The organism is Bradyrhizobium sp. Unk1 (assembly GCF_059512345.1).
The window spans coordinates 1-18,740 of sequence record NZ_JCAMOP010000031.1 but is presented as its reverse complement, the minus strand read 5'-3'; the positions used below and the strand labels follow the sequence as shown (position 1 = coordinate 18,740).

Annotated in this window: 18 protein-coding genes; 7 read left to right on the top strand and 11 right to left on the bottom strand. The window is 61.3% G+C overall.

Translation table 11 applies throughout. The features are described from left to right. Nucleotides 1–34: 34 nt before the first annotated feature. From AC5ZFO_RS32550 to AC5ZFO_RS32515, 8 genes are all read right to left on the bottom strand, one after another. Nucleotides 35–1,429 (bottom strand): BatD family protein, encoded by a 1,395-nt coding sequence (locus AC5ZFO_RS32550; protein ID WP_282519258.1) that lies wholly within the window; start codon nucleotides 1,427–1,429, stop codon nucleotides 35–37. Then, entirely contained in the window at nucleotides 1,426–3,033 is a 1,608-nt protein-coding gene (locus tag AC5ZFO_RS32545) for a vWA domain-containing protein (RefSeq protein WP_282519259.1), read from the bottom strand. The genes AC5ZFO_RS32550 and AC5ZFO_RS32545 overlap by 4 nt, the downstream gene beginning before the upstream one ends. Then, entirely contained in the window at nucleotides 2,942–3,940 is a 999-nt protein-coding gene (locus tag AC5ZFO_RS32540; protein ID WP_282519260.1) for a VWA domain-containing protein, read from the bottom strand. The genes AC5ZFO_RS32545 and AC5ZFO_RS32540 overlap by 92 nt, the downstream gene beginning before the upstream one ends. Beyond that, nucleotides 3,933–4,424: a DUF4381 domain-containing protein gene (locus tag AC5ZFO_RS32535; protein WP_282519261.1), complete on the bottom strand. Its 492-nt coding sequence runs from the start codon at nucleotides 4,422–4,424 to the stop codon at nucleotides 3,933–3,935. The genes AC5ZFO_RS32540 and AC5ZFO_RS32535 overlap by 8 nt, the downstream gene beginning before the upstream one ends. Next, nucleotides 4,417–5,403, bottom strand: a complete 987-nt coding sequence (locus tag AC5ZFO_RS32530; protein ID WP_282519262.1) for a DUF58 domain-containing protein — start codon at nucleotides 5,401–5,403, stop codon at nucleotides 4,417–4,419. Before AC5ZFO_RS32530 ends, AC5ZFO_RS32535 begins: the two co-directional genes overlap by 8 nt. Before the next feature lie 7 nt (nucleotides 5,404–5,410). Next, complete coding sequence (locus AC5ZFO_RS32525; RefSeq protein WP_282519263.1) at nucleotides 5,411–6,430, bottom strand: AAA family ATPase; 1,020 nt, start codon at nucleotides 6,428–6,430, stop codon at nucleotides 5,411–5,413. Between the two features lie 73 nt (nucleotides 6,431–6,503). Beyond that, entirely contained in the window at nucleotides 6,504–8,141 is a 1,638-nt protein-coding gene (locus AC5ZFO_RS32520; protein WP_282519264.1) for an arylsulfatase, read from the bottom strand. Between the two features lie 29 nt (nucleotides 8,142–8,170). Next, nucleotides 8,171–9,160, bottom strand: a complete 990-nt coding sequence (locus tag AC5ZFO_RS32515; protein WP_282519265.1) for a formylglycine-generating enzyme family protein — start codon at nucleotides 9,158–9,160, stop codon at nucleotides 8,171–8,173. A 511-nt stretch (nucleotides 9,161–9,671) separates the two neighbouring features. On the opposite strand from AC5ZFO_RS32515, the gene AC5ZFO_RS32510 reads away from it, so the two are divergent. The 4 genes from AC5ZFO_RS32510 (at nucleotide 9,672) to AC5ZFO_RS32495 (ending at nucleotide 12,861) form a co-directional block, all read left to right on the top strand. Then, nucleotides 9,672–10,664: a helix-turn-helix domain-containing protein gene (locus AC5ZFO_RS32510; protein ID WP_282519266.1), complete on the top strand. Its 993-nt coding sequence runs from the start codon at nucleotides 9,672–9,674 to the stop codon at nucleotides 10,662–10,664. A gap of 322 nt (nucleotides 10,665–10,986) precedes the next feature. Continuing rightward, nucleotides 10,987–12,186, top strand: coding sequence for a tyrosine-type recombinase/integrase (locus AC5ZFO_RS32505; RefSeq protein WP_496123012.1), 1,200 nt, complete (start codon nucleotides 10,987–10,989; stop codon nucleotides 12,184–12,186). Nucleotides 12,187–12,388: 202 nt separating this feature from the next. Next, complete coding sequence (locus AC5ZFO_RS32500; RefSeq protein WP_496123011.1) at nucleotides 12,389–12,514, top strand: hypothetical protein; 126 nt, start codon at nucleotides 12,389–12,391, stop codon at nucleotides 12,512–12,514. Between the two features lie 107 nt (nucleotides 12,515–12,621). Further along, on the top strand, nucleotides 12,622–12,861 hold the full coding sequence (locus AC5ZFO_RS32495) for a hypothetical protein (protein ID WP_496123010.1): 240 nt from the start codon (nucleotides 12,622–12,624) through the stop codon (nucleotides 12,859–12,861). Here AC5ZFO_RS32495 and AC5ZFO_RS32490 read toward each other — a convergent pair. Further along, nucleotides 12,854–13,102 carry a hypothetical protein gene (locus AC5ZFO_RS32490; RefSeq protein WP_496123009.1) on the bottom strand — a complete coding sequence of 83 codons (249 nt, stop codon included), beginning with the start codon at nucleotides 13,100–13,102 and terminating at the stop codon, nucleotides 12,854–12,856. The genes AC5ZFO_RS32495 and AC5ZFO_RS32490 overlap by 8 nt on opposite strands. Nucleotides 13,103–13,428: 326 nt before the next feature. Between AC5ZFO_RS32490 and AC5ZFO_RS32485 the strand changes: the two genes are divergently transcribed. The 3 genes from AC5ZFO_RS32485 to AC5ZFO_RS32475 all read left to right on the top strand — a co-directional run bounded on the left by AC5ZFO_RS32485 (nucleotide 13,429) and on the right by AC5ZFO_RS32475 (nucleotide 16,306). Next, entirely contained in the window at nucleotides 13,429–13,854 is a 426-nt protein-coding gene (locus AC5ZFO_RS32485) for a hypothetical protein (protein ID WP_496123008.1), read from the top strand. Nucleotides 13,855–13,931: 77 nt separating this feature from the next. After that, nucleotides 13,932–14,924, top strand: a complete 993-nt coding sequence (locus tag AC5ZFO_RS32480) for a CBASS cGAMP-activated phospholipase (protein ID WP_496123007.1) — start codon at nucleotides 13,932–13,934, stop codon at nucleotides 14,922–14,924. Then, nucleotides 14,924–16,306, top strand: a complete 1,383-nt coding sequence (locus tag AC5ZFO_RS32475; protein ID WP_496123006.1) for a cyclic GMP-AMP synthase DncV-like nucleotidyltransferase — start codon at nucleotides 14,924–14,926, stop codon at nucleotides 16,304–16,306. The genes AC5ZFO_RS32480 and AC5ZFO_RS32475 overlap by 1 nt, the downstream gene beginning before the upstream one ends. 72 nt (nucleotides 16,307–16,378) lie before the next feature. Here AC5ZFO_RS32475 and AC5ZFO_RS32470 read toward each other — a convergent pair whose 3' ends face one another. After that, nucleotides 16,379–16,660 carry a DUF6894 family protein gene (locus AC5ZFO_RS32470; protein WP_496123005.1) on the bottom strand — a complete coding sequence of 94 codons (282 nt, stop codon included), beginning with the start codon at nucleotides 16,658–16,660 and terminating at the stop codon, nucleotides 16,379–16,381. 304 nt (nucleotides 16,661–16,964) lie between these two features. Further along, on the bottom strand, nucleotides 16,965–18,470 hold the full coding sequence (locus AC5ZFO_RS32465; RefSeq protein WP_496123004.1) for a multicopper oxidase family protein: 1,506 nt from the start codon (nucleotides 18,468–18,470) through the stop codon (nucleotides 16,965–16,967). Between the last annotated feature and the right edge of the window lie 270 nt (nucleotides 18,471–18,740).

Below are 18,740 nucleotides of genomic sequence, written 5' to 3'. Positions count from 1 at the left end.
GTCCGTTCCGTCTGAGTGACCTCCTGTGTTTTGCTTACCTCGCGGGCTTTCGATACGCGGCGACCTTCGGGGTCCCGAGCGGGTTTAAACGCGGGGGCAGGCCTGTCGTGGCCCGGCTTCTGACGCGCGGGCGAAGCCTACGGCGGGCGGCGACCAATTGGTGCAGCAGCCGGCGTGGCGACCAATGAGCCAGATTGTGCCGATTTCCGAACAACTCGCTCTCGATCGCATCAAGCTGGCGGTCGAGCTCCGGATCGCGTGCGATGGCCTTGAAAGCTCCGGCCGTGATTGGAGGCTGCGTCGCGTTGAGATGCGACAGCCATTCAAGGAGTGCGTAATAAGACACCTTTGCGTCGCGATGGCGGATCGCGCGGCGCAGCCGGCTGAAAGCAAACGCCTCCGACTGAAGATAAGCCTGGTGCCGACGATGAAGACCGGCTGCGACGCGGCGTGCGACACGAGGCGCAAACCAAGCGACCCCCGCGGCAATGGCCGCCAGGAGCAGCACTGTCATCCAGTTGTCGACGATAAAGTCGACGACGCTATCCCACATCCACCCCTGGCCCGATCGGCTCAAGGAAGCCGAATCTGTCGCCGCCGAGGTCAAGATTCCCTTGAGAGGCACGGCCTCGAGGCGAGCCTGCTCGACCTTGCCGCTACCGACATTCCACCAACCGATATCGACGGACGGCAGCGAATAGTCACCTGCCCGCTCCACCATATACGTTGCGGAATCGACGCGGGTCGACGTCATGACGTCGGAGCGCCCGTCGACCTTGTCCTCGAGTGTCGGCTGCGCCGGATAAAGCTTCAAGCCATCGACAGACGGGAATTGCTGAGGCGGCAGCAGCATCGCCGGCGTGCCTTCCGCCCGGATCGTGATGGTTCGCGTCACGGCGTCACCGGCCTTGAGCGGGTCGGACGAACGCTTGACGTCCTGCTCGGCGGTCAGGCTGTTGGCCGATACGAACGGGCGAAGCGCGCTCGCCGCGCCCGGAATGAATGCTTCGAACGATACATGTGGCAGCGCGAGAGCCACCTCACGCGCGGCTGGTGGCTCGGCCGCATATATGATCCTGACGCTCTGGCCGGCGACGGCGTAGGAGCCCGGCTCCTGCGGCGAGATCGCATATTCGAAGCGCACGCCGGCATAAGGCAGGCCATCCCGCTGCTCGCTGGTATTGACGCTCTGCAATTGCCGCGTCACCGCGTTGCGTACCTGAAAATCCGGCAGTTCGGGCGGCGACGTCATGTAGTTTGGCGCGAGGACCAGGACACTCAGCGTGATCTTCTGTCCGACCACCACTCGCTGGGGAGCGATCGTCACCTGCACAATCGGCGCGAGTGCCACCGATTGCTGAGCATACGCGGCCTGTGGCGGCGGCATGCCGCCGAGCAGCAACGCGATGAAGCCGATCCAAATTCTCATTGCGACGCCCTCCCCTGAACCGGAGTGGCTGCCTGGATCGCAAATTTGAGTTTGAGGAAATCCTCGGGCGAGGTCTGGACCTGGCGCATCCAGGCTTCGGCGGCGCCGGCGGTGGTGACATCCTGCGGTGTAACCGTGATCTTCTTGCCGCCTTTCTGATTGGGATCGACGCGCATTTCGTCGGCATTCTCATCCGGCGGCGCAGGGTCATCCTGCTCCTGCTTGCGGCGTTTGGCTTCGCGCGCATCCAGAGCCGCCTGAACTATGGCGCGGTTTGTCTTCACCGCGACGTTGCCCGGCTGCGCTTTGAGAACCTCGTCATAGGTCTTGAGTGCTTTCTCATAAGCGTGGTTCTGCGCTTGCGCGTTGCCCAGCGCGAATTGTCCCTCCAGAGTCTCAACGCGCGAGAATTCCTCCGCAGCGACGAGAAAATCGTACGCGCGGTAGGCCGAGATGCCGCGCCACATCGGATCGGTGAATATTGTTTTCGCAGCGGCATAGTCGCCGCGGTCAAATGCAAGCCGTCCCTGCTGATCCGGCGTCAGCCACAGATTGGCGAAGCGCGACGACTCCTCGGCTCTCGAGGCGCTGGCGTGCGTCACGATGAAGAGAGCCAGGACCCACGCCACTGTCGTACCGCGCCGGAACCAGAGCAGACTTAACAGCGCCAGCGGCGGCAGCAGCCAATAGCCTTCATCCCGCCATTGCGTGCCGAACGTATCGCCCTGGGCGGCCTGGAAACGCGTCTCGATCCGGCGCTCCAGTCGTACGATGTCCGAGCCGTCGATACTGACCCGGATGACGTCCGCGCCGGCCGGCAGCGCCGATGTGTCTGGGCTGACCGCGAATATGACGAGACCATTGCGGCCGGCCGCCTGCCGGACCGTGGCCGCATCCGCGGTCCCGAGATCGTCCGCGACCAGCAGGACCGTTCCGGGGACCGGTTCGGCCGCCAGGGCGTCCGCCGCCAACGCGACGGCAACCGCGACGTTCTTGCCATCTGCCGGCATCAACCCCGGTTCAAGCGCCGCCAGAAAAGGCTCGATCACGGAGCGGTCGTCGGTCGGCGGCATCACCAGATGCGCGGTACCCGCAAAGGCCACAAGCCCGGTCCTGGCGCCAGCGCGTGCCACGAGTAGATCCCTGATCTTCTGTTTTGCACGTTCGAGGCGCGAGGGTGCCACATCGGTCTCGTTCATCGACGATCCGACTGCGAGCGCAATCATCAACGGCGCCTTGTCCTCGACAAAGGGCGGAAGCTCACGGCGCCATGTCGGTCCGGATAGACCGATGATGCCAAGCATCATGCCGGCCGCCACTAGATAGAGCGGGTTGATTTGGCGCCCTCGTTCCGGTCGCACGATGAGATGCGTCAGCAGATGCGGAGCGATCACGCCGCCCCATTGAGCGCGCACATCCTGCCGGCGAAGCAGTACCGCAAACACGACAGCGAACGGGATCAGCGCGAGCAGCCAGAGCGGGCGCAGAAGATGGAAGGACATCGCGGCTGCATCACGCATTGCCGACGCCCCGCATCCGGTGCCATCCGCTGCTGAGCAAGAGCGCGAGCCACAAAAGCAGACCAATTGCGACAGCCCCGCCAAGTGGCCATTGAAACAGCAGCAGCTTCGGTCGCCAGGACAAGGTCTGAAGCTTGGCCGGCGCGAGGCGGTCGATATCGGCATAGATCGCCTGCAACTGCGCACCATTCTCGGCGCGGAAGAAATGCCCTCCGGTGGTGTCTGCGACATGCTGCAAGACGCCAAGGTCGACGCGGTTCTCACCCGAGGCAGTGGGATCGCCGACGCCGATCGTGTAGACCGTGACATCGTTCTGATGGGCAATATCGGCGGCGTGCGCGGGCGGTACCCGGCTCGCCGTATCGTTGCCGTCGGTCAGCAGGATCATGAGTTTCTGCTTCGTCGCGCTGGCCGCAAACGTCTTGATGGCGAGCCCGATAGTGTCGCCAATCGCCGTCTGCTGCCCGGCCATGCCGACCCCTGCCTGATCGAGCAATTGCTGCGCTGTCGAGATATCTTGCGTGAAGGGCACCTGCACGTAGGCCTTCGTGCCGAACAGGATCAGGGCGACACGGTCGCCCTTGCGGCGGGCGATGAAGTCTTTGACCACGCGCTTGACGCCGTCGAGACGGGAGAGCGTCGTGCCGTCCGGCGCCTTGAAGTCGCGCTGGTCCATCGATCCCGAGATGTCAATCGCGAGGATCAGATCGCGCGCGGAGACCTCACGCGTCACGGCATCGCCGACCCATTGCGGCCGGGCAAGCGCCACGACCAGCAGCGTCCAGATGGCGACTGCCGCGACCATCTGGACAGCGCGGCGTTCGACAACGACTGCGCCCCGCTGTGGCGTCTGTCCGGTTGCCACCGCCAGCCTGTCGAAGAACGGCACCTGGATCGACGCCTGTCGCGCCCGGTATGGCGGCAGCAGCCACCACGCCAGGACTGGCAGCGGCAACAGCAGAAGCAACCATGGCCAGGCGAATTCAAGCATGATGCCCCCTGATCCAGCGGCGCACGAGACGGACCAGCGATTGCAGCTCGGCGCCATCGGGCGGAATCTGCCGATAAGGACCACTCGCGAGCAGCTGGCCCACGCCGTGAGAAAACTCCTCGCCTCCATAGCTGCGATCGAGGAAGGCCAGCCATGCCGGCCCGACCAGTGGCGCCACTCGCTCGCGCGGAAAGGCCGCGAGCGCCGTGCGCCGCACCAGCAAGGTCAGCTTCGACAACAGCTCCGACGGCACCGAATTTCGCGCATGCTCGATGCTATCAAGCTCCGCGAGTGCTTCGCGGCGATAGCGGTTGACACGGCGCAGATGCGCCACGCGCCACACGGTAGCGCAGATGGCCGCGAGCAGCAGGGCGATCGCAAGCCTCGCCTCCCAGGTCTGTGGCCAGAGGCTGACCTCGCGCGGCAGCGGGAAGTCGATCAGGCCGGCCACCGGGTCGGAAGTCACGGATGTAGCCTCAGCCAAGGGCCGCCTCCGTCTGGTTATGCGGGGCCGCGCGGCCACGACCGGCTGGCAAACCACCAAGAAGACGCCGAAGCTGCGCAGCGGTGTCCTCCGCCGCGCTCAGCGGCAGCACGGGAATGCCGAGCTCGCGCGTCCAGTCGAAGATGCCCTTCAGGCGGTCCCGAGTGAGCTGCGATACGCTCTTGCGGACACTGTCGCGGCCGACATCGAGCCTGATCTGCAACTCGCCATCGGTCACGGTCATACTGGCTGACGGTGGCAGATCGCTTTGTAGGGGATCATGGACCATCGCAGCGACGACATCATTGTGCCGCGCCAGCGCGGCGACCATATCGCGCGTTGCAGCGTCCGCGCCGTCGAAATCGCTGATGATGATCACGGCGGCATCGTGCGGTGCCCGACGCCTTGCATGATCGAGCGCTGTGTTGAGCATCGTCGGCGCGGACACTAGACCGCGCCCGACGCCGAGCGCTTGGTTCTGCGTGACGACGGCCGCGAGGATCTGGAGCACGGTCGCCCTGCTACGACGCGCCCTCACCTCGATGAAGTCTCGATCGTTGAACACGACGGCGCCGACGCGATCGCCGACGCCTAGCACCCGCCACGCCCCGATCGCTGCGGCCTCGGCCGCCGTCACCGATTTCATCGCATGCCGGCTGCCGAAGAACATCGACAGGCGCTGGTCCACCACCAGGATCGTCTGCCTGTCGCGCTCCTCGTTGAACACCCGGATATGGGGCTTGCGCAGGCGCGCCGTCACCTTCCAGTCGATCGAGCGGACGTCGTCGCCGGGACGATAGTCCCTGATCTCCTCGAAGTTCAGGCCCCGGCCCCGCATGCGGGACGCAAAGCGGCCGGACAAAAGGCTATGCACGGGTTGGCGCGGAAGGAAGGAGACCTTGCGTCCGCGATGTTCGAGCGCGATCAATTCGTGAAGACCGACATAGACACCTGGCATATTGGCTGATGTCTCGGTCATGACGGCCTCAGGCTGCTGCAACCAGCTCGGTCATCTTGTCGATCACCTGATCGGGCGTAACGCCCTGCGAAACTGCCTCGTAGCTGAGGATGATCCGGTGGCGCAGGCAGTCGTGGATCACCGCGCGCACGTGGTCGGGCGTCACGAAATCGTATTCATCGAGCCAGGCGCGAGTTCGCGCGCAACGATCGAGCGCCAGGCTGCCGCGCGGGCTGGCGCCGACCTGGATCCATTTGCTCAGCGGTTCGCCATAGCGCCCGGGAAAGCGCGTCGCGTAGATCGCGTCGACAATGTACTTCTGAACGAGGTCCGAGACGAAGATGCCGTCGATCTCACCACGTGCGTCCAGGATCGCCTGTTGCGGGATCGGCGGCGGCACCGAGTTGTGGTCGTTCGGTGCTTGCGCGTTCTCGGCGCGATTGAGCCGGATGATCTCGCCTTCGGATGCCTCGTCGGGATAGGTGATGACGACATGCATCAGGAAACGGTCGAGCTGCGCTTCGGGAAGCGAATAGGTGCCTTCCTGCTCGATCGGGTTCTCGGTCGCGAGCACCATGAACAGGTCCGGCATCTTGTAGGTCTTGCCGGCAACCGTGACCTGGCGCTCCTCCATGGCCTCTAGCAGCGCGGACTGCACCTTCGCCGGAGCGCGGTTGATCTCGTCAGCCAGCACAAGGTTGGCGAAGATCGGTCCCTTCTGGAACTGAAACTGGCCGCCCTTGTCGGTCTGGACGTAGATCTCGGCGCCAGTCACGTCCGACGGCAGTAGGTCGGGCGTGAACTGCACGCGCGACAGATCGGCGGCGAGGTTCTTCGCCAGCGTCTTGACCGCGCGGGTCTTGGCCAGCCCCGGGAGACTCTCAATGAGCAGATTACCGTTGGCCAGGAGGCCAATCAGCATGCTCTCGACCAGATGATCCTGCCCCAGTACGGACTTTCCGATCCGTGACTTCAGTTCCAACACGGCGTCGCGGGCGGGCGAGCTCTTGGAGGATTTTGGCTCTGTCACAGCTTTCAACTGGTTCATGCGAAGATCGGCGTTGCTGTCGATAAGAAGGAGCCCTGCCGCCTGACTCAGCGGGGCTCATGTGCTTGTCGCGCTATTTCGGTGCCGTCTTGTCGAGCGTTTTCATCAGCCCCTCGACCATCTGGTCGATGCTGAAGCTCGCGGAGCGCTGGCTCGGCGGATAGTCCTTGAAGGTCTGGAGAAACGGCGCCACCCGCCAGGTACCGTACTGGATCAGATAAGCATTCTTGGCGAGCCAGTCGTAGTACTGGTCGGAGACCACGTCGGCCCGCTCGAACGGGTCCATCCGCAGGTTGAAGACCTTCGGCGCCCGCAGACAGGTGAACGGATTGGCCCAGACTTCGAATCCGCCGGGCTTGCGCTGCTCGCAGAACACGATCTTGAAGTCGCCGTAGCGATAGGCAACGACTTCGCCATCATCATTGAGATAGTAGAAATCGTTGCGAGCCGACTTGCCCTGCCCCGTCAGTAGCGGCAATTGGTTGTATCCATCGAGATGCACCTTGGCGGACTTGCCATTGAGGCTCGTTCCCTTCAGCAGCCGGTCCTTGATGTCGGTATCGCCGGCTGCAGCCAGCAGGGTCGGGAACCAATCAAGACCCGACATCATCTCGTTGGAGACGTCGCCGGCCTTGATGCGGCCGGGCCAACGAACCATGGCCGGCACACGGAATGCGCCTTCCCAGTTGGTGTCCTTTTCGCTGCGGAACGGTGTCGTTGCGGCATCCGGCCAAGACCATTGGTTCGGGCCGTTGTCGGTGGTGTAGACGACAATCGTATTGTTGGCGATGCCGAGCTCGTCGAGCGTCTTCAAGAGCTTGCCGACATCCCCGTCATGCTCGATCATGCCGTCCGCATAATCGTTGCCAGGCATGCCGCTCTGTCCCTGCATGGACGCACGCACATGGGTGAAGGCGTGCATGCGGGTCGTGTTCATCCAGGTGAAGAACGGCTTATTCGCCCTCGCCTGCCGCTGCATGAAGTCAATCGCGGCCGCCGTCGTCTCGTCGTCGACCGTCTCCATCCGCTTTCTATTGAGCGGACCGGTGTCCTCGATCTTCCCGTCGGCGGATGCCTTGAGCACGCCGCGCGGGCTGTTGCTCTTGGTGAACGTGGTATCGTTCTTGGGATAATACGGGCGCTCCGGCTCCTCCTCGGCATTGAGGTGGTAGAGGTTGCCGAAGAACTCGTCAAAGCCGTGCTTGGTGGGGAGATACTCGTCCCGATCGCCGAGATGGTTCTTGCCGAATTGACCGGTCGCGTAGCCGAGCGGCTTGAGCGCCTGCGCGATGGTCACGTCGCGATCTTGCAAGCCAACTGGCGCGCCGGGGATACCGACCTTGCATAAGCCAGTGCGCAAGCAGACCTGTCCGGTGATGAACGTGGAGCGGCCGGCCGTGCAACTGTTCTCCGCATAGTAGTCGGTGAACATCATCCCTTCATTAGCGATACGATCAATGTTCGGCGTCTTGTAACCCACGACCCCGCGCGTATAGGCGCTGATGTTGGACTGGCCGATGTCGTCACCAAAGATGACGAGGATGTTGGGCTTTGCCGTACTGGGCTGCTGAGCAACTGCGGGCGATCTGACAAGGGGGGACAGGCTCGTCGCGATCAGGGCCGCTGCGAACAGACCACGAAGCAGCGGTCTCCGACCGCTGTCGATCGGATTTGCTTTGGCGTCGGCCTTGTCTTTGACGTCGTGGCTCATGTGACATTCCCTACGTGGCCGAAGGCCCTTTACGATAGTGGAGACTCGGGTGACCGCACCACGCACCTGAATCCGACATGGCTGGTCGAGGTGTCGATCGGCTCGGCGTGGCGCGCGGCTGGGCGGTAGCGGCGGCAGTAGTTCGGCGCACAGAGATGCGAGCCACCCTTCAAGACTTTGCGCGGGATGCGGATGTCGGGTTGACATGGATCAAAGCTCGCCTCCTCGCGGCCGCCGCGCGGATTTCTGGGAATGCAGCAAGGCTTCGCAGCCTCGGCGGCGTGCCGCGCCGACCACCAGTCCGAGGTCCACTCCCAGACATTGCCGATCATGTCGTGGAGGCCGTAGCCGTTCGGCGGGAAGGCCATCACCGGCGAAGTACGCTCGAACCCATCCTCGCCGAGATTCTGGACGGGGAAATTGCCCTGCCAGATGTTGGCCATGTGCTTGCCGCCGGGCATCAGCGCATCGCCCCAGGCGAACTCCTCGCCGTCGAGGCCGCCGCGCGCGGCGAACTCCCATTCCGCTTCCGTCGGCAGCTCCTTGCCGGCCCAGCGGGCATAGGCTGCGGCATCGCTATAGGAGACGTGCACGACCGGATGGTCGTCGAGGCCCTTGATGTTGCTGCCGGGGCCGTAAGGATGACGCCAGTTGGCGCCGCGCATGAAGGACCACCATTGGCTCCAGTCGGTGAGGTCGGTGATGCGCGGCAGCGGCGAGAACACCAGCGAGCCTGCGTAGAGCATCTCCTTCAGCGCGCCAGGATAGTCCTTGGGGTCGGGAACGATCTGCGCCTCGGTGACGTGGCCGGTCGCGTTGACGAATTGCTTGAACTGCCGGTTGGTGACGGAGGTGCGGTCGATCCAGAAACCGTCGACGGAGACGCGGTGGCTCGGCGCCTCCTCGGGATAATGATGGTCGGATCCCATACGGAAGGTCCCGCCGGGAATGAAGACCATCTCGCCGGTCTTCACGTCGTCCGGCAACCACTCGCAGTGATCCGTATCCGCCCGCAGCATCGTGGAAACTCCGATACGAGTATTCCACCCGATCCTATGGCGCGGATTTCAGCAGGCGTCGACGAGAGCACATTGCCCGGCATTCTGGACGCATTGTCTGGTCCCCTCTTCTTGGCGCCGAGGGTGCGAGATGGGTGTCGTAGACTTGCGTCAGCATCTCTCCCTCTTTTGCGTACACCGTTCGAGCGAGCGGCAATAACATACCGCCTGACCCACCCCGCAGGTTCGCAGAGCTGTTGTCACCGATATCGCCTAGGTTGAAAATGGTATCCGAAGATTGGATGCCCGTGATGTGCAGTTTGTGCCAGTACGTCCTGCCGATCGGTGAGGCTTAACGACACATGTCGCAAATTCCTCAATCCACAGCGTCATGTGGCGCACAGCTCGCGTCAAATTCTGCGATAATTTACCTCAAAGCGCGAACTCGGACTGTCGTACCCACTTCGCGTTGTAGTGGTGTTTCGCTGCCACCTGCCGCAGAATTGTCGCGCTTGCGTAACAGGGTGGAGCCATGGGCCAATTCCTTCTGGTTGATTCGCGTAAGCTCGACGGCTTCGAAGGTCTTCACCAGGCCGTTCACGGCTCGCACGTCGATGTCATGCAGCTGGGGCGCGGGCGATTGCGCGGATCGCTGTCCCATGTCGGCATCGGCGATTTCTCGCTCAGCATCGGCACCTTCAGCGTCGGCATGCGTACGCAGCGTGTCTCCAGCGACGACAAGCTGATCATCGGGATGCTGCTCGCGGCCGAAGAGCGTGTCACCCACTGGTCTTTCGACATGCGCCTCAACGACGTGCTCGTGATTCCGCCGCTGCTCGAGCATGACGGAATCTTTCACGGTGCATCCGCTTACGCCGCCATGCGCTTCGACATCAACGAGGTCGCATCGCTGTTCGGCGACGAAGCGAGGCTGAGCAATCCCGACACCTGGCGCAGGCGCGACCATTTCCGGGCGGCCCCCGATAGCGGAGCGATCGCCGCACATCGTCTGGTCCGGATCATGTCACATCTGCGCACCTACCGGAGCGGCCTGACGCCCTCGACCGCCGATTTCTGGAAGCGATCGATCGTCGAATGCATGGCGGCCAACGTGATGTCGTCGCTACCGCCCGACGACACCGGCTGGCTGCCTTCGGCAAGGCGGCTGATCCGCCGGGTCGAGGAGTATCTCGACGAGGCCGGCACGCGCCCGGTGCATGTCTCGGAGATCTGCGCCGCTCTCGGGGTGTCGCGCCGCACCCTCCATCGCGCGTTCCAGGAGGTGTTCGGCTTGGGCCCGGTCAGCTTCCTCAGGCACAAGCGGCTGTGTGCGGTTCATTCCATTCTGCATGAGAGCGTTCCGGGCTCGACGACCGTGGCCGCTGTCGCCATGCAGCAGGGCTTCTACGAGCTCGGGCGGTTCTCGCAGTATTACCATGCGATGTTCGGGGAACGTCCGTCGCAGACCCTGGGAGGACGAACTGTCCCTCGCCTGAGGGTTCAACCCTCTGAGCATGAATTATAGGCGCCTGGTTCGGTTGTGCTGGGGGACGGCTATGGTCCGACCGATTCCCTCTCCACCGGCCGACTGCACAGCCGTGCACCGGCGGCCGCGGGCCGTGTTGCGTAATTGCAACGCAGGTAAGGCTTTGAATTTGCTGGATTTTGGCTCCCCGGGCTGGATATTCGTTCGCGTCCATAAAGACAACGTGTCCAATATGAACGAGCAAAAAAGCGGTTATTTCGCAGACGTATAGGGAGGCTCTTGTCCATATCGTCCATAGCGGTTACTGCTAGCGCATACCCCTAAAGAGGGGAAAAAGCGGGGAAGCTAGCGGGGATCGGAAATGGGGAGCCATACCTTAAATGCGCTCACGGTGAAGGCCATAGCGGCGAGCAAATCCGTAAAGCTACGCGATGGCGGTGGTCTCTGGTTGGTCACCAAGGGCAACGGCCGATACTGGATCCTGGACTACCGGTTCGGCGGCAAGCGCCGGGAAATGGGCATCGGGCCATTGCACACTGTAGGGCTCGGAGAGGCGCGCCAGAGGGCAGAGGCAGCCCGCGCCCTACTCCGACGTGGCATTGATCCAATCGCCCACCGGGCCGTTGAGGCGATCAAGGCGGCCAAGGTGTCGGCCGGTGTGATGACCTTCGGCAAATACGCTGACGCTTACATAGACGCCGCCGTGAAGGCCGGTCGGTGGCGGGGCGCCAAGACTGAGGCCGGTTGGCGGAACACCCTCACCAACCACGTAAAGCTGATGCGGGAAAAGGCGGTGGCTGACATCGACGTCCAGGACGTGCTGGCGGCGGTGCGTCCCCTCTGGGGCACCAAGCAGGAGACCGCCGAGAAACTCCGCTGGCGTATTGAGCGTGTGCTGGACGCAGCCAAGGTTGAGGGGCTGCGTAGCGGCGACAATCCTGCTGCGTGGAAGGGCAACCTGGAGCATGTCCTCCACAAGCCGGACGAGTCCACGCGCGGCCATCACGAGGCCCTACCCTACAAGGCCGCGCCCGCCTTCGTGGAGCGCCTGCGCGGCACCCACACGATAACGGCGAGAGCGCTGGAATTCCTTATCCTGACGGCCACCAGAAGCGCCGAGACCCGCCTAGCTGTATTTGATGAGTTTGACCTTGATGCCGCTACGTGGACGATCCCTGCCCCGCGCACGAAGGAACGGAGGGAGCTTCGAGTCCCGCTCTGCGATCGCGCAGTTGGGATCGTGAAGGCGATGAAGGCACAGTCGCTCAATCACATTGTATTCCCAGGCGTGCGCGCCAACCGGCCTATCTCCGATATGACCTTCGGAAAGGTCATCGGTGCCCATGGCGGCGGTGACGCGACCACTCACGGTTTCCGCAGCACCTTCAAGGACTGGGCAACCGAGGAGACCGAGCACGAGAACTACGTTTCGGAGGCCGCGTTGGGCCATGCTGCCGGTGATGCCGTTGAGCGTGCCTACCGGCGGGGGGACGCCCTTAAGAAGCGCCGGGCGCTGATGGATGATTGGGCCGCCTACTGCGCAACCGAACCGCAGAGGTAACTAGGCGCTGCTGTGCGAAAGCTCGCCCTATCGGGAGCGTCCTGGTTCGAGTTCAACCGTTCGGTTTCGAGCCTGCCTATTCCCTTTGGTGCGCCGCGATATATATTCTGCAACCATGGCAACGGAGCCTGACTACTACATCGAGATCATCGATACAGGAACGCGTCCTCATCCTTGGAGATGGGAATTGCGGAGACGCGGCATGCCGATGGGAATCAAAGTCGGTGCTGGCGGTTTTCAGTCACAAATGGCGGCTGAATATGCAGGAAAACAAGCCATCGAGCGCTTCCTGGATGCGCTTTCGAGAGAGGAAAAACGGAAGGGCTAAGGCCGCGTGGCCTAATTGCATCCGCGAATGGTCCTGTTTCGGCCAGTACCCGCGCTCCTGCAGCAAAAGAAAGAAGCCCGCCCCGCTAGTTGCCGCATTGAGAGAAAATGGCGGAATCCTTCGGTAGTAGCTTCACTGTCGTTCAAGTGACCGCGGACGACACAACAACGCAAATTTGGATCGCGCTCGCCAAACCGAGCCAAGCGTTGACGTTGGTGCTCGCCGCCGTTCCTGAGGGTTGGACCGCCGAAGTGTTGAATGTCGCATTGACAGCCGCGCAGCAGCGGATGTTTGAGCAGCTTAACCTGGAGCCCGGTGATGTTCGTAGGGTGGACAAGCCTAAGTAGGCTTGCGCCGTTCGCGCTCAGCGTCGTTCGCCGCCCTTAAAAGCTCTTCGATGTAGGCGGCGATGTCGCCAAGCTCCGCCTGCAACTTGGCTTCGGAAATGCCCTGCCCCTTGGCAGCCTCGACGAGACGCCGCGTGAGTTCCGCCACATCCTGCGACGCGCCCGCAGTCTGGTACTGCTCCACCGCGTGGATGCTGTTCTCCACCCAGAAATCGATAAACTCGCGGGCCTTGTCTGACATGTGACGTTCCCTGCCGGTACAGGGTTAGCGCCGTGCGGCAAATAGAGCAAGTAAAGCGCCCACTCTCGCGAGTGAGGCGCCTACGGCGGAAAGATCGCTGCGGCGCTGAACGGCGGGAAGTAGAGCGCCCAACCCCAATTCAGATTTAATTCGCCCCCTAACGCAGGCGAAGCTGGAGGGGTGACTGGCCACACCCCTCCTAACGGGGCGCTTCAGCTCGTCTGTGCATATTTTTCCCGGGTTGTGGATACTCGCGCGCGCAAGCTGTTGATCTCGCGCACTGGTTGCTATTGGATGTGCCTACATTTTGGGCCGGGGGCTTTCACATGTGTAAAATTGCGATTGCGGCGCTTTGCGCCGCGCTGGGCGGCTGCGCCGCAGCGCCAAAAACGGGTTGGGTGCGCGTCGACGGACAGTCCGCCCGCGAAAATCCGGTTCTCGCAACGCAGTTCGAGGTGGACAGAACCTCATGTCTTGGCGAGCGCAACAAGGCGGCTCTGTCCGGCGTCACCGTCGCTGGCGGTGGATTGGCGGGAGCTATAGCAGCCCAAGAGCGAACTAACGCCGCCGATACTGTCGGCCAGGGTTGCATGGCCGAGAAGGGCTATCTCCTCGTCAACGAGGAAGAGGCCGACGCCAAGCGCGCGGAGTTGGCAAGGGTTGCTGAGTTGAAGAAGCAGCAAGAGGCTGCAGCACTGGCGCCCTCCCCTAAACCAAAGAAGCCGTCCGCTGCAACGAAACCATCGAGCTAGCGCGAGTAGTTGCGGCGCATCGTGTTGCGCTCCCCTTAGGTCCGCGACTGACAGGGCTCGTTATCTAGGAGACTAACTTGGCTTTTCAGATCCTGTCATTATCCGGTGGGGGCTTCATGGGTCTCTACACAGCATGCGTTCTGGCCGAACTCGAAGAGGAGATCGGCGGCCCCATTGCACGATGTTTCGATCTGATCGCCGGCACCTCAATCGGCGGCATAATCGCCTTAGGTCTCGCTGCAGAGGTGCAGGCTGGGGCGATAAGAAATGCCATTGCTGTGGATGGCCCGAAGATATTTTCACGCAAGCCGCCCCCTCAAAGCAATCTGGCGAAACGCTTGTCCCTAATGTCGAACGCGCGCCATGCAAAATACCGCGCAGCAAAGCTGCGGGCAACGATCACGAGCATCATCGACGAAAAGAAAAAGATCGGACACCTCCAGCATCGCGTCATGGTTCCCGCTGTCAATCTCACGAAGGGATCACCTCAGGTATTCAAAACCGACCACCACCCGTCGTTTCATCGAGACTGGAAGGTGCCTGTGGTCGATGTCGCGCTCGCCACATCCGCAGCGCCGACGTTCTTTCCACTTCATCAAATCCGCGGCGAGCTATTCGCTGACGGAGGGCTTTACGCAAACTCCCCGGACCATCTTGCGCTCCACGAGGCCGAGTATTTTCTTGAACAGCCCCTTAAAGACATTTCGATCTTGAGCATCGGTACAACCACATCACGCTTTTCGTTTTCGAATTCGGGAGAGATCGATCTCGGTTGGATGGGATGGATGGAAAACCAGCGCCTGCCGCGAGTGATGATATCGGCTCAGCAGTTGAACACCGACGCTATGATTGGGCATCGCCTTAAAGCCCGATACCTGAGAATCGATCATGACCAGTCGCCCGAGCAGGAACGAAAGCTAGCCCTGGACTGCGCAAGCCCGGGAGCAATTGACGATCTCCGAGCGCTTGCCGAGGCATCGGTTCGTGAGAACCTCGGGAAAGGTCCGCTACAATCGTTTCTCCAGCACACGGCGCCCCCTGCAACTTTCTACAACAGAAGGGATTTGTGATGGGCATCGCCGCAAGTCTCTTCTACAACTCCGATGACACAGAGAATTGTCTTGATTGGCGGGTGCGTCCCTCGGACGAACAGTACGACACCCAGAAAGAGCGCTGGAACGATCTCGCCGAGCATTTGAAGGAGGATCTTGCCAAACGCTCCGATTGCCGAATGTCCTCTTGGCTGCAGGGATCGTACAAGTTCGGCACTCAGGTTCGACCTGCGAGCCTAAACGACGAGTTCGACATCGATCTTGGTGTCTATTTCATATGGTCCGGTCAGCCGGAAGACGGCGACCACGATCCGACCGACCTAAAGGGCTTCGTTCAAGCTAGCCTTGCTGATTACGTTGACGACGAGACCAACGATGCGAGCGGCATCGATGAACCGCGAGCGAAATGCAGCCGCGTCCATTTCGATCACAATTTTCATATCGACGTACCGGCCTATCATCTTGATGACGGCCGGGACGCACGATCGCTAGCAACATCTGAGAACAAGTGGGAAAATAGCGATCCGAAGGCAATCTACGCCTGGTGGAAGGTGATCACAGGACAAGCCGACAGGGCCAGGTGCCGGCGAATGGTTCGGTATCTTAAGATGTGGGCTGCTCTAAAAATCGATGCCGATGGCCGTCCATCGTCGATCTTGATCACGGTGCTTGTAGCAGACGCTTTTGACGGTCTGGACCGTGATCAATTCACCGGCGACGACGAATTTCTGCGCGAAGTCGTATCCGAGATCGCATCTCGACTACGCGATGACGACGAAGTTCAAAATCCGGCCAATACGAAAGAAAATCTGAATCGTTTGAACGGCGAACAATCGACCGCGCTCGTTCATAAGTTCGATGAACTGCTGTCGATCGCCGATCGAGCTTTGGCTGCGTCAACGAAGGCCGCGAGCGCTGAAATATGGTCTCAGGCGTTTGATCACTTCTTTCCGGTGCCGGAAGACGATGAGGAGGAGGCTGTGCTGAAGGACCACAGCCGAGCACTTGCCACCATCCAGTTCAATCCTATTGTCTCCGTCCATGCTTCGACTGGCAGACACAGCTACCAAGGCATCGATCGCATCGGGCCTATCCCTAAGGGTTGCGACATCACATTCACGTTGGCAAATGCGCACCAATTGCCGCCGGGAGCGATCGTCAGCTGGATGGTCCGAAACTCAGGCAAGGAAGCCGAACTTCAAAACGACCTTGGTCATAGGGTCGGGACAGGGCTTACCGTATCGCGCGAGTCAGAGTATCGCGGCACGCATCACATGGATGTCGCGGTCCATCTGAATGGCCTGCTCATCGGGCGAAAGCGTATCCCTGTCGAAATCACCGGAATGGGCGTCCCCAAGCGTAATCCTCCTCGGCCGGCGTGGACTAAGTTCAGACGATGAAGGGTACACTCGCCTTGCCAACCCCGCGAGTTACGATGGTATGCCGGCGAAAACCACTAACCACGCATTCCGTTAAGAGTGCCGGCTCACTCTCCCGAGTCCGCCGGATGGTTTTCGCCAAGTCCGGCTGTCGATGCGCATCAACTGTGGTCTATGCCGCGCGATCTCAACATCGGAGTCGTCGACCACGATTACGACGGTGCCGCTCGCTTGATCGTAGTCGGGATCGCCGCCAATCTCGCGTGCGATCCGTGCGCCGTATTGGACAGCTAGTTCAGCAGAGCGAAATAGCTCCCCCACATCGTCCGCCTGTGTCTCTCCGTTGTGGAAAATCGGGAAGTAGTAACGTCGCACAGCCGCGGCCCTCGTCCTTTAGCCGTGATCATGCCCACATCTCGGAAGCGGCGCACCTGTCAAAACCGACAGGGTCCCTCGTACAGCAGCGTTAGCAAACGGCGTCTGTACTCCTCCACCACGCAGAGAATCCTCACTTTGCGCGCCTGACTGGGGCTGGCTGAATGCTACGCCCCCGGCCCTCCGTCGGTCGGTGCTTAAGGGCAGAAGCGGACATCAGCCAGCCGACAATCTTCGCTGAAACCGTAGAAATGACCCGAAGCGGAAGATGTGTTGGTCACCTAATCGCCGTGTGCCAGTGCGTTCAAGCGACGACTTCGATGACGCCCATCATGCCTTTGTCTTCGTGATCGACTGCATGACAATGATACACAAATCGACCGACGATTACTGGATCGGTGAACGGAATGACGACCTTGAGCAAGCCAGGCCCTTGGTCCGTTGCCGGCGGTACTGAAAAAGTGTCCCGCAGACTATCATCGTGCCAAGAAACGCCGCCTACTTCTGTCACTAGGAACGGTGTCTGGTGAATATGGAAGCTGTGATACTGCTGATCCGTGTTGACCACCGTCCACTCTTCCGTATCGCCGAGTTTGACGGTTTGGTCGGTGCGCGCCTCGTCGATAACGCGGCCGTCAATCATGAATATCTTGCGGTCGGTGGTGCGCGAATAAGGTAGCGTGCGGCGCCGCGCAACCGGTGCGGCGCGAACGTCGTTGATCCATTGCGGCCCAGTGAATCGCTGGCGCAAGATATCATCCTCGATCGCCGCACTCTGCGACAAACCGCTGGAATAAATGACTGCCAATTGCAGCTCCGGTTCCGGCGGCCGCCAGGCTTCGTTCTGAAAAGAAATGGTTCGCATAGAGTATTCACCCGCAGGCGGACCGATCGCAATGGCGTCAATCCGCTCGCCTGGGCCAATGAACAATTCGGTCATCTTGCGTGGCTGCGACAAGGCGTGCCCATCGGTTGCCATGACATAAAGCGGCATGCCCTCAATACGGAATTTGTAGAAATCCGACGCTCCGATGTGCGCGATGCGCCAAAATTGCATTTCGCCGGAGCGGATGGCGACGGCGGGATTGATCTGACCATTGATCGAAACAATCTCGCTTTCCTCCTCGCCACACTTGACGTGCTTGATCAGAAAAAAGCGCTCCGGCAATCCGTGCAGCAGCGGGAAATGTTGGTCGATGCCATCGACGACCAAAGCACCCGACATGCCGCCAAGGATTTGATCATTGACGAACCCGTGCGCATGGGGGTGATACCAGAACAAGCCCGGACCTTGCCGGCCGAACGCAGGAATGCGCACCTGGTATTGGAATGTTTCACCGGGTTGAATGTGAACGAATACGTTGTCGCCGTTGCCCTGTGGCGACACGCTCATGCCGTGAAAGTGTAGATTCGACGCGGTTCCGGCTCCGGCACAAAGAGGGCCCATGTAACCAGGACGATCGAGCCCCGAGGTCAAATTATTGCGAAAGGTGATCCGCAGCGTATCACCCAGGCGTGCTCGTAGCGTTGGCGGCACATAAGCGCCATTGTAAAGCAGTCCGGTAAACGCCCGATCGCCGAGCTGCACCGGTCCGGGCGCTGCCGTAATCGTCGTATCGAGCACACCGTTGACGCTGTGCATCTCGGGCGGCTGGATAAGCGGCACGGGCGTTGGTGCTCCAGGCTGCGAACGCGCCCCCGGCATCGATGGGCCAAGCGATAACAGGCCTCCGGCGGCGGCCGTCGTGCCAACGAAACGGCTGGCGGCCTTGATGAACAAGCGACGGTCGAGCGTCGAGGACTGGCGCATTGCATCCCTCATCACGCGCATGGGTACCGGAAGACGATCTTAGGCCTCGCGCGGGCCAGATTGTATCCTGCCACCTGCGGGTGAGCCGGATAGCGGTGGCCTGCTAGCATGTGCCAAGACTTACCGCTTGTCACAGCTTCTTGTAACTTCGCCCCGGAGAACTCCCGAAGCGGACAGTGGAACTTTCCGGTTATGATGCTGTGGACGGCTCCTCCACGGGCACGAGAGTGCCAAGGAGTGGGCGCCGTTTGAGGCTCCCACGATTCGGAG

What these genes read in the sequence shown, in the direction of transcription:
- AC5ZFO_RS32485 (WP_496123008.1), top strand. Translation starts at nt 13,429, where the DNA reads ATGTGTAAAATTGCGATTGCGGCGCTTTGCGCCGCGCTGGGCGGCTGC.
- AC5ZFO_RS32475 (WP_496123006.1), top strand. Translation starts at nt 14,924, where the DNA reads ATGGGCATCGCCGCAAGTCTCTTCTACAACTCCGATGACACAGAGAAT.
- AC5ZFO_RS32520 (WP_282519264.1), bottom strand. Translation starts at nt 8,141, where the DNA reads ATGAGCCACGACGTCAAAGACAAGGCCGACGCCAAAGCAAATCCGATC.
- AC5ZFO_RS32540 (WP_282519260.1), bottom strand. Translation starts at nt 3,940, where the DNA reads ATGCTTGAATTCGCCTGGCCATGGTTGCTTCTGCTGTTGCCGCTGCCA.
- AC5ZFO_RS32490 (WP_496123009.1), bottom strand. Translation starts at nt 13,102, where the DNA reads ATGTCAGACAAGGCCCGCGAGTTTATCGATTTCTGGGTGGAGAACAGC.
- AC5ZFO_RS32500 (WP_496123011.1), top strand. Translation starts at nt 12,389, where the DNA reads ATGCCGATGGGAATCAAAGTCGGTGCTGGCGGTTTTCAGTCACAAATG.
- AC5ZFO_RS32505 (WP_496123012.1), top strand. Translation starts at nt 10,987, where the DNA reads ATGGGGAGCCATACCTTAAATGCGCTCACGGTGAAGGCCATAGCGGCG.
- AC5ZFO_RS32515 (WP_282519265.1), bottom strand. Translation starts at nt 9,160, where the DNA reads ATGCTGCGGGCGGATACGGATCACTGCGAGTGGTTGCCGGACGACGTG.
- AC5ZFO_RS32465 (WP_496123004.1), bottom strand. Translation starts at nt 18,470, where the DNA reads ATGCGCCAGTCCTCGACGCTCGACCGTCGCTTGTTCATCAAGGCCGCC.
- AC5ZFO_RS32495 (WP_496123010.1), top strand. Translation starts at nt 12,622, where the DNA reads ATGGCGGAATCCTTCGGTAGTAGCTTCACTGTCGTTCAAGTGACCGCG.
- AC5ZFO_RS32530 (WP_282519262.1), bottom strand. Translation starts at nt 5,403, where the DNA reads ATGACCGAGACATCAGCCAATATGCCAGGTGTCTATGTCGGTCTTCAC.
- AC5ZFO_RS32550 (WP_282519258.1), bottom strand. Translation starts at nt 1,429, where the DNA reads ATGAGAATTTGGATCGGCTTCATCGCGTTGCTGCTCGGCGGCATGCCG.
- AC5ZFO_RS32510 (WP_282519266.1), top strand. Translation starts at nt 9,672, where the DNA reads ATGGGCCAATTCCTTCTGGTTGATTCGCGTAAGCTCGACGGCTTCGAA.
- AC5ZFO_RS32525 (WP_282519263.1), bottom strand. Translation starts at nt 6,430, where the DNA reads ATGAACCAGTTGAAAGCTGTGACAGAGCCAAAATCCTCCAAGAGCTCG.